Raw genomic sequence first — 10163 nt, 5'->3', positions numbered from 1 at the left:
GCCAGCACCCGCAGATCAACTTCAACAGCCCCAACGACGCGACGGCGATGCTCGCCCACGGCGCGGGCTTCAGCTACGCCCCCAGCTACGATCGCGAGCGCTATTTCCAGACCGACTTCCGCCATGACGTGTCGTGGGGTCCGCTGAACCAGATCGAGGTCGGCATCAAGGCGACCAATCACCTGAACGGTCAGGACGCTTATGCGGCTCGCATTCCCTCGCCGGATGGCAGCGGCGTCTCGCTGGCCGATCTCGAAGGCGGCGGTACGCCGAGCGGCTACCTGGGTGGTCTCGACGGCACGGGCAGCATGGCTAACTGGAACACGATCAGCGGCGGTGGCCTGAAGGACTACGTCAACAGCCTGGTCACCAGCACGCCGCTCGATCCGAAGTCGACCTACAGCATCGCCGAGCAGAATCGCGCCTTCTACATCCAGGGCGACTTCTCCGGTGATTCCTACCGCGGCAACCTCGGTGTGCGTTATTACCGCACGCGTGACACGGTCAACGGTTACAACAGCATCGGCCCGGATCAGTACACGCCGGTGAACAAGCGCAGCGCGTATCACAACTGGCTGCCGTCGTTCAACATCGCCTATGACCCGATCGAAGACGTGACGCTGCGTTTCGGCGCGGCCCAGACCATGGCCCGCCCGCGTTATCAGGAGATGACCCCGTATATCGCGCTGGACGACCGCACGCTCACCGGCTCCGGTGGCAACACCGACCTCAAGCCGTACAAGTCGACCAACTACGATGCATCGGCAGAGTGGTACTTCTCCGAGAACAGCGTGCTGTCCGCCGAGGCGTTCTTCCGTCGCATCTCCGGTTACATCCTCAACACCAACGTCAAGCAGACGCATTACAACCTGACCAACCTGCGCGACGATGTGTATGACATGGAGATTCCGGTGAATGCCGGCGTGGCCAAGGTCAAGGGTCTGTCGCTGACCTATCAGCAGGCCTTCAAGTACGGCTTCGGCATGCTGGCCAACTACACGTATTCCGATGCGAGCACGAGCAACGATTTCCCGCTGCCGTACAACTCGAAGAACGCGTTCAACCTCAGCCCGTACTACGAGAAGGGCCCGTGGGATGCGCGCATTACGTATAGCTGGCGCTCGGCGTACTTCACCCAGATCGCACAGCTGGAGTCGGCGCAGATCACTGGTATCTTCCGTGAACTCGACGCTTCCATCGGCTACCAGGTGAATGACCACATGCGTATTTCGCTCGATGGCACCAACCTGCTCGACGAAACGTACTACGTGTACAACAACACGCCGGCCGAGCCGCTCAATGCCTACAAGAACGGCCGGACGTACACGCTGACGATGGGCTTCAAGCTGTGATGCGCCGCGCGTCGCTGGCGGTGGTGGCCTGGCTTGTCGCCAGTGCCGCCACGGCGGCCACGCCGGTGGAGAGAGACCTCTCCGCCGGTTGGCGGTTCCACCTCGCTCCCGGGGCGGTGCCAGCGATCGCGCAAAAGGCCCCGACGGACTGGCAACCGGCCATCGTGCCGGGTGCCGTCCAGACGGACCTGCTGGCGCTGGGACGGATCGGCGATCCGTTCTGGCGCGACAACGAAGCCGGTCTGCAGTGGATCGGCCTCGCCGACTGGGACTACCAGCTTTCCCCACGTCGATCTCGTTTTCGACGGCCTCGACACCTTTGCCGAGGTCAGCCTCAACGGCAAGAAGCTGCTCGCCGCGGACAATATGTTCCGTCGCTGGCGCCTGCCGGTGAAAGAGACGCTCCATCCCGGCAGCAACACGCTGTTGGTGCATTTCCAGTCACCCATCGCCCGCCTGCAGCCGTGGCTCCTCAAACAGCCCTATGCGCTGCCGGGTGAATTCGATTCGTCCTTCGGCGACGAGCCGAAGGGCAAGCAGACCTCTAACTACGTCCGCAAGGCCAACTACCACTACGGCTGGGATTGGGGTCCGCGTTATCTCGCTGCCGGCATCTGGCGCCCCGTGCGCCTGGAAAGCTGGGACGACTTGCGGCTTGCAGACTTCCATATCGCCCAGGCGAAGGTCGATCAAGCCAATGCGCGTGTGGAAGCGCAGCTCGATCTGCGGGCCGACAAGGCCGGCCCGGTCAAGGTTGCCGTGGAGTGGACCGCGCCGAACGGCACGCACGGCGTGCAGGAGCGCGACGTGGCGCTGACGGTGGGTGAAAACCACGTCGCCGTGCCCATCGATATCGACCACCCGCAGCGCTGGTGGCCCGTCGGCTATGGCGACCCGAACCTCTATCGCTTTCACGCGAGCGTAAGCACGGGTGGCGCGATCGTCGCCGACGCCGACCGCGAGACCGGCCTGCGCAGCGTGGAACTCCGCCGCGACAAGGATCAGTGGGGCAGGGGCTTCGCGTTTGTCGTCAACGGTGTGCCGATTTTCGCCAAGGGCGCCAACCTGATTCCGTTCGACAGCTTCCCCGCCCGGGTGACGCCGGCGCGCATGGAGGCCCTCCTGCAGTCCGCGCGCGATGCCAACATGAACATGCTGCGCATGTGGGGTGGTGGCACCTATCAGGACGACGCGTTCTACGCCGCGGCCGACCGCATGGGCCTGATGATCTGGCAGGACTTCATGTTCGGCGGTGCCATCACGCCTTACGACCCGGCCTTTCGCGAAAGCTCGCGGATCGAAGCGGTGGAGCAGGTCACCCGCCTGCGCGACCACCCGTCCATCGTGCTCTGGGCCGGTAACAACGAAGTCCAGACGGGTTGGGACTCCTGGCCGGATCGCGAGGATTTCCGCAAATTCGTCAATGCCGACGAAGTGCGCCGTCTCGACGAGGGTATGCGCGAGCTGTTCGGCAAGACCTTGCGCAAGGTGGTCGGCGATCTGTCACCGCAGACGCCGTACTGGGCCAGYTCGCCCAGCACCGACTACGACGGCGAAGCCAATGTGGAGAACGACGGTGACTTCCATTACTGGAAGGTGTGGTCTGGCTCCGAACCGATTTCCCATTACCTGGATGTCACCCCACGCTTCCAGTCGGAGTACGGGCTGCAGTCCTTCCCGGTGATGGCGACGATCAAGGCCTTCGCCGAAGCCGGCGACATGGCGCCGGAATCGAAGGTGATGCGCGCCCACCAGAAGTTCGCCAACGGTGACGGCAACCAGCGCCTGCTGCTGTACATCCGTCAGGAATACGGCGAGCCGAAGGATTTCCCCTCGTTCGTTTACCTGAGCCAGGTGATGCAGGCCGAAGGAATCGAGCTGGCGGCCGAGCACCTGCGCAGTGCGCGGCCGCGCAGCATGGGCTCGTTGTACTGGCAGCTCAACGATGTCTGGCCGGGCGCCTCCTGGGCCAGCGTGGATTACTTCAATCGCTGGAAAGCCCTGCAGTTTCACGCGAAGCGCTTCTACGCGCCGGTCGATGTCGTGCCGCTGCGCCGCGACGGCAAGACCGACGTGTTCGCCGTGTCCGATCGCACCGCCGACTTCGAGGCCACGCTGCGCACGCGTGTCTACGACATGGGTGGCAAGCTGTTGCGCGACGAGAGCCAGGCCGTGCACGCCGCTGCTCTCACCAGTACGAGTGCGGGGCACTTTGACGATGCCACGCTGCTCAAGGGTGCCGACCCACGACACACCGTAGTGGCCTTCGACCTGATCGAGAAGGGTCAGACCGTTGCGCATCACCTGCTGTATTTCGGCGCGGCGCGCACGCTTGCCCTGCCGACACCCGAGCTCGCCACGACACTGCGCGACAGCGGGCACGGTCTCGTCCTGACAGTCACCGCGAAGCGACTGGCGCGTGGAGTCTGGATCGACACGGGCGACCTCGACGTGCGCCTGTCCGATAACGCTTTCGACCTGCTGCCTGGCGAGAGCGTCGATATCGCGATCGACGGCAAGGTCGCTCTCGATACGCTTCGTCACGCTTTGTCGGTACGCTCACTGATCGATGCCCTGAAGGAAAGCCAGCCGTGAATCCCAGTCGTCGCAATCTCATCAAGTGGATGTCGCTGGTTCCCAGTGTCGCCATGGTCGGTGGCATCAGTGCAGGGGCATTCGCCGCCTCGCGGTTTCCCGGCAAGCGTCCGCCGGTTGCCCAGCGCAAGTTCACCAGCGACGCCGTCGAAGCGCTGATCGCCACGACGAAGAAAAAGATTGCCGATCCGGAACTGGCCTGGCTGTTCGAGAACTGCTTCCCCAATACCCTCGACACCACCGTGGAAGTCGGTCGTCTCGACGGTTATGAAGATACCTTCGTCGTCACCGGTGATATCGACGCGATGTGGCTGCGCGATTCCTCGGCCCAGGTCTGGCCTTACCTGCCGCTGGCGCCGAAAGACGAAGCGCTGCGCAAGCTGTTCCGTGGGCTTATCCGCCGGCAGGCACGCTGCATCGCCATCGACCCCTACGCAAACGCCTTCCTTCCCGACCCCAAGGGCAAGAGCAAGCTGGACTGGGCGCAGGCTGACCAGACCGACATGCATCCCGGCGTGGCCGAGCGAAAATGGGAAAKCGACTCACTGTGCTACCCGGTGCGTCTCGCGCACGGTTACTGGCAGGTCACCGGTGACCGCGAGCCCTTCGACGACGCGTGGCGCGCTTCGACGCGTCGTATCGTCACGACCTTTCGCGAGCAGCAGCGCAAGGAAGGCCCTGGTCCGTACCACTTCCAGCGCCAGTCGCCCAATCCGACCGAGAGCCAGTTCCTGAAAGGCTACGGCCAGCCGACCCGCCCGGTGGGCATGATCCACCAGATGTTCCGCCCTTCGGACGATGCGACCGTCTACGCGTTCAACATTCCGGGCAACCTGTTTGCCGTGGTCACCCTGCGCCGTCTCGCCCAGATGCACGCCAGCTTCTATGGCGACCAGGTGTTCGCCGATGAATGCCATGCGCTGGCCGACGACGTCGCCGCCGCCGTCGAGCAGTACGGTGTGATCAAGGATCCGCAGGGCGATTACTGGGCCTACGAAGTGGACGGCTACGGCAACCAGCTGTTCATGGACGACGCCAACGTGCCAAGCCTGCTCGCCATGCCCTACCTGGAGAGTGCGCCGCACGACGCGCGCTACCAGCGCACGCGTGACCGGGTCTGGAGCACGCACAACCCATACTTCTTCAAGGGCAGCGCCGCGGAAGGCGTCGGCGGTCCGCATGAAGGCCTGCGCATGATCTGGCCGATGTCGATCATGATGAAGGCCTTCACCACGGACGACGTGGCCGAGCAGCGGCAGTGCCTGCACTGGCTGAAGACCACGCATGCCGGTACCGGTTTCATGCACGAAGCGTTCGATCAGGATGATCCGAAACAGTTCACCCGCGTGTGGTTCGCGTGGGCCAATACCTTGTTCGGCGAGCTGGTCGTCCACCTCGCCGATAAGCATCCCGATTCCCTGCGCCGCGTCTGACGCGGCATTGAGCTGGAGCGATTCATGGTTACCCGTCGACGTTTTCTGCAAGGGATGGCCGCTGTTTCGGCCGTCGGTCAGCTCGGTTCCCTCACCGCACTGGCCGGTGGCGTACACAAAGGCCTGAACGCGCCACCCGCCAGCGGCGGCACCRCTGCGGATGGCGTCTTGCGTTACGTCGACGTCTTCGTTGGTTCGGGCGGCCACGGTCACACCTATCCGGGTGCGACGCGGCCGTTCGGCATGGTCCAGCTGAGCCCGGACACCAACAACGCCGAGTGGGACGGTTCGTCCGGCTACCACCAGGGCGACGGCTCCATCATGGGCTTCTCGCATACGCACCTGTCCGGCACCGGCGCAGCGGACATGCTCGACTTCCTGGTCATGCCGGCGATGGGTGCGGTGCGCCTGCAGCCCGGCGACCGCRATTTCGACGGCGTGAACTACGTGTCGCGCTTCGACGCCAAGCACAAGGGTGGGCAGAAGCCGGAGAAGGGCTATCGCACGCACGTGAAGGGCTACCGCTCGCATTACACCGGCGAACAGGCGCATCCAGGGTACTACCGGGTGAAGCTGACCGAGCACGACATCCTTGCCGAGCTCACTGCCACGCTGCGGGCCGGCATACACCGCTATACCTTCGCGAAGGAGGGCGAGGCCCACATCCTGCTCGACCTCGCACACGGCTACCAGGACAACATTGAGACGCCGACCCGGCTCAGTGATGTCGAGCTGACCCTCGTCGGCAACGACACCGTCGTCGGCGGCCGTCGCGTGTACCAGTGGGCGACCGGCCGCGTCATTTACTTCGCCATGAAGCTGTCGCGACCTGTCGTCAGCGCCACGCTGTATAGCGACGACAAGGCCTTGCCCAAGGGGACAAACACGATCAAGGGCAACCAGCTGAAGGCGGCGCTGCATTTCGATAAGGCGTCGAGCGAACCCCTGCTGGTGAAGGTCGGCATCTCGGGTGTCGACATCGACGGCGCCATGCGCAATCTGGATAACGAAATCCCCGGCTGGGACTTCGACGGCGTGCGCGCCTCGGCCGAGGCTGAGTGGGAGCACGAGCTTTCGCGTATCCGCATCGAGTCCTCGTCGGACAAGATCAAGCGCACGTTTTACAGCTCGCTTTACCACACCATGCTCGCGCCGACCGTTTTCAGCGACTTCGACGGTCGCTACCGCGGCATGGACAAGGCGGTGCACACGTTGCCCGAGGGTCGCCACAACTACAGCACTTACTCGCTGTGGGATACGTATCGTGCCGAGCATCCGTTGTTCACGCTGTATCAGCCCGAGCGCGTGCCCGACCTAGTCGATGGTCTCGTGCGTCTGGCCGTGGAAAGCCCGAGTGGCGCGCCCGTGTGGCCGCTGCAGGGCATCGAAACCGTATGCATGATCGGCTACCACTGCGCACCGGTGATCGCCGAGGCACAGGCCAAGGGTTTCACCGGCATCGACTATGCGAAAGCCTGGCCGGTGCTCCGTCGCCGCGCCCTGCAGGATGACTACTTCGGCCTGCCGGCGTTCCGTGCGAAGGGATACATCCCCAGCGACAAGGAAGGCGAGGCGGCCAGCAAGACCCTCGAATACGCGTACGACGCCTGGGCCGTCGCGCACATGGCCGACGCGCTCGGTCATGCGGACGACGCAGCCCTCCTTCGCACGCAGTCGCAGAACTATCGCAACGTGTTCGACAAGGACACGCAGTTCGTCCGCCCGCGTGGCGACGACGGCAGCTGGCTTCTGCCTTTCGACCCGATCGCGATCGGTCACTCGAAGCGCTGGCGTGACTTCACCGAATCGAATGCCTGGCAGGCCACCTTCCTCAACCAGCATGACGTGTACAACTACATGACGCTGTTCGGTGGCGAAACCGCGTTCGAGGCCAAGCTCGACGGCCTCTTCAATGCGGACCCGGCGCTTCCGGACAATGCACCGCCGGATATCGCCGGCATGATCGGCCAGTACGCCTTCGGCAACGAGCCGGGTCACCACATGCCTTACCTCTACGCGTACTCGGGCTCGCATCACAAGACCCAGGCGCGGGTGCGCATGATCCTTGAATCCATGTACCTGCCCGAGCCCGACGGTCTCCCCGGCAACGAAGACTGCGGCCAGATGAGCGCGTGGTACGTGATCAGCGCGATGGGCTTGTACGCGGTCGATCCGGTCAGCACGAATTACGTCTTCGGCAGCCCGCTCCTCGACCGCGCGGAAGTGCAGGTGGGCGGGGGCCGGACGCTGGTGATCGAGGCGAAGGGCAATGGCCCCGGCCGGCCGTACATCCAGTCGGTGAGCTGGAACGGACAGCCGTGGACCAGGAGCTGGATTTCCCATAAGGAGCTGGTCGCCGGTGGCACCCTGAGCTTCGTCATGGGCGACACGCCGAACGAGGCGTTCGGCAAGGCAAAGGCCGACCGGCCGCCGTCGTTCGGGACGGCCGCGGCCTGACCGTCGCTCGTTCACGGCGGGTAGACCCTGTAGCCTCCAACCTGACCCCGCCGGGAGCATCCGGCTGGGGAAGGGGAGCCACATGTCGTACGCCGGACGGATGTACTTTCGGATGTTTTCGCCGGGCCTGATGGTCCTTGGCGTCGGTGCGATCGCGGCGACGGCGATGAAGGCGGTACAGCAGATGCCCGGGGACCTCGGCATCCTCTCCCTGTATTCCAACCTCCCGGGCTGGATCGTCGCCGGGTCGGTCACGGCGGCGGTAGGCTGGGTGGCCGTGCAGGCCGTTCGCGTCAAGCTATGGGATCGCGGCGCGATCGCCAGCTGCTATGTCTGCGGCTGTCTCCTGAGCACCCCGCGTGCGTCCCGGCGTGGCCTGGGCATGACCCGCCATTGCCTCGGCTGCCGAAAGGTACATGGCGTGAACCACCGGCTGGCGCCGGTGGTGGTGCCGCTGGCCGTCGCGGTGACCACCGTGACGGACGCCGCGACGGCGCCGGTCAGGCGCGTACGYTCGTCACCGTAAGGCGGTGACCTACCCGCTCCAGCAGGGCGCGTAGCGCTTCTGCATCCGCGAGGCTGGCATCGTCCTCCAGGGACAGCCACAGCGTATCGCCGGAAAGCCCGTGGATTTTTTCGTTGAATTCGATCTCGATGGCGACCTTGCCACCGGGCTGGACAACCGATACCGCAAAATTACGTGCCTGCACGCCCTGTATCCCCTGATGGACCTTCGCTCGGATGGCGCCATGTTACCCACCCGCGACGAAAAGTGGTGTCCGCGTCCGGTGATGCGTGATCGACGGCACGTTCACTCCGGCCCCACGCGCTGTTGGAGCTAATCGGCACACGAGGAGGACATCATGCTGCAACTGAACCCACCGCTTCCGATGAATACCCCCAAGGGGGAGGGCTTCGCCCATTTCCTGATCGACTACGGTCCGGAGTCGGACCTTTACTGGACGGTATTCGTCACCGAAACCGGCGAGATCTGGACCTTCGCGAACCGGGAGGTTCGCGCCTCGAAGAACATCACCCTGGGGCGCACGTCACCCTCGGTGCCGCGTCCCGCAGCGCCGATGCGACGCCAGGCCAGTGAGTCCCGTGACCCGGGGGTGGTTCCGTTCGCCGTGGCCGACGGGCAAATGTGAAATGACGAAACTGGTATCGTTCGCCTAAAGCCCGGACCGCCTCCGGCCGATAAGCCAGTTTGAATCACATTGCAGTACGGGGCGCGACGATGGGTATGTTCGGATGGGTGCGCGGCAGACGCACCGCCCGCACGGAGCGCGCGATCATCGCCGCGCTTTCGCGCAGCCAGTCGGTCGTCGAGTTCGGCCTGGATGGTGTCGTGCGCTCGGTCAACGAGCGCTTCCTTGCGGCACTCGGCTGCCGTGCGGAGGCTGTGGTCGGCCAGCCCCACAGCCGCTTCTTCCCAWTGGATGATGCGGAGCACCTCTGGCGAGCCCTTGCCCGTGGCGAGCAGGTCGCTGGCACCTATCGCGCCCTGGGCGCCCAGGGGCGAGAGGTCTGGTTCCAGGCCGTCTACATTCCGGTCGCCGGCCGGGGCGGAAGGATCTCGTCCGTGCTCCTGTATGCCTGCGATATCTCCGACGAGCGCACGGCGGTCGCCACGCGCGAGCAGCGGGTGGAAGCGATCGATCGTACCCAGGGTGTGGTGGAATTCTCGCTCGACGGCATGATCCTCGACGCGAACGACGTATTCCTTGGCTTCACCGGCTACCGCCTCGATGAAATCGTCGGCAAACACCACAGTGTTTTCGTCGATCAGGACGAAAGCCGTTCGGATGCTTATATCGGCTTCTGGCGGCGCTTGCGGTCCGGCCTTCACGAGGCCGGGCTGTATCGACGATTGGCCAAGGGCCAGGTCGTGGTCTGGATACAGGCAACGTACAACCCGATCTTCGACGCCAACGGCCGTCCCGTGAAGATCGTGAAGTACGCCACCGAAATGAGTGCGGAGGCCGCCGGCACGGCAGCGAGGCCACCCGCGGCCGCCGGGTCGTCGGCTGGCCTCGCGGACGTGCTCGAGCTGATCGACGGCGCCGCCCTGCGCGCGGGCACACTGGCCATGGATGCGGCCATCGATGCGGCCCTCGCCGAACAGCGTGGCGCCAACCGATAGGGCATAGGCCGTGTGGCGATCTGGCCGGTCGCCCTCACCGATGTCACATTCCCCTTGCAGGGTGCGCCATTCCGGCGTCGGAACCCGCCACAGGGGGCGGTATGATTACGTGCGGCGACGAGCGGATACCCGCCATTGTCATGGGGCGCGGACCCACTGCGCTGGGTATCCTTCGTAGCC

7 protein-coding genes and 1 pseudogene are annotated in these 10163 nt (G+C 64.6%); 7 read left to right on the top strand and 1 reads right to left on the bottom strand.

Going from position 1 to position 10163, the window contains the following annotated elements:
- The 5 genes and pseudogenes from AC1DSN_RS14430 to AC1DSN_RS14410 all read left to right on the top strand — a co-directional run.
- Positions 1 to 1352: TonB-dependent receptor (locus AC1DSN_RS14430; protein WP_477331293.1), on the top strand; the 1352-nt coding region annotated here is incomplete at its 5' end.
- Positions 1352 to 3947: pseudogene (locus AC1DSN_RS14425) on the top strand (beta-mannosidase). The gene AC1DSN_RS14430 and the pseudogene AC1DSN_RS14425, both read left to right, overlap by 1 nt.
- Before the next feature lie 29 nt (positions 3948 to 3976).
- The gene (locus tag AC1DSN_RS14420) at positions 3977 to 5380 is read left to right on the top strand and encodes a glycoside hydrolase family 125 protein (RefSeq protein WP_477331295.1); all 1404 of its coding nucleotides are present in this window, start codon (positions 3977 to 3979) and stop codon (positions 5378 to 5380) included.
- 24 nt (positions 5381 to 5404) lie between these two features.
- Positions 5405 to 7837: a GH92 family glycosyl hydrolase gene (locus AC1DSN_RS14415; RefSeq protein ID WP_477331291.1), complete on the top strand. Its 2433-nt coding sequence runs from the start codon at positions 5405 to 5407 to the stop codon at positions 7835 to 7837.
- A gap of 82 nt (positions 7838 to 7919) precedes the next feature.
- Positions 7920 to 8363: a hypothetical protein gene (locus AC1DSN_RS14410; protein ID WP_213950042.1), complete on the top strand. Its 444-nt coding sequence runs from the start codon at positions 7920 to 7922 to the stop codon at positions 8361 to 8363.
- Here the strand turns inward: AC1DSN_RS14410 and AC1DSN_RS14405 are convergent.
- Positions 8338 to 8547: a hypothetical protein gene (locus AC1DSN_RS14405; RefSeq protein ID WP_477331289.1), complete on the bottom strand. Its 210-nt coding sequence runs from the start codon at positions 8545 to 8547 to the stop codon at positions 8338 to 8340. The genes AC1DSN_RS14410 and AC1DSN_RS14405 overlap by 26 nt on opposite strands.
- 153 nt (positions 8548 to 8700) lie before the next feature.
- Between AC1DSN_RS14405 and AC1DSN_RS14400 the strand changes: the two genes are divergently transcribed.
- Both AC1DSN_RS14400 and AC1DSN_RS14395 read left to right on the top strand, forming a co-directional pair.
- Positions 8701 to 8988, top strand: a complete 288-nt coding sequence (locus tag AC1DSN_RS14400) for a hypothetical protein (protein ID WP_063572629.1) — start codon at positions 8701 to 8703, stop codon at positions 8986 to 8988.
- 89 nt (positions 8989 to 9077) lie between these two features.
- Positions 9078 to 9983, top strand: a complete 906-nt coding sequence (locus tag AC1DSN_RS14395; protein ID WP_477331287.1) for a PAS domain-containing protein — start codon at positions 9078 to 9080, stop codon at positions 9981 to 9983.
- The last annotated feature ends 180 nt before the right edge of the window (positions 9984 to 10163 follow it).

The sequence above is a fragment of the Luteibacter sp. P4_D7_3 genome, from assembly GCF_056401735.1.
This window is presented reverse-complemented; position numbering and strand designations above follow the sequence as displayed.

Excerpts from the sequence above, each read along its gene's own strand:
- AC1DSN_RS14400 (WP_063572629.1), top strand. The coding sequence starts at position 8,701 with ATGCTGCAACTGAACCCACCGCTTCCGATGAATACCCCCAAGGGGGAG.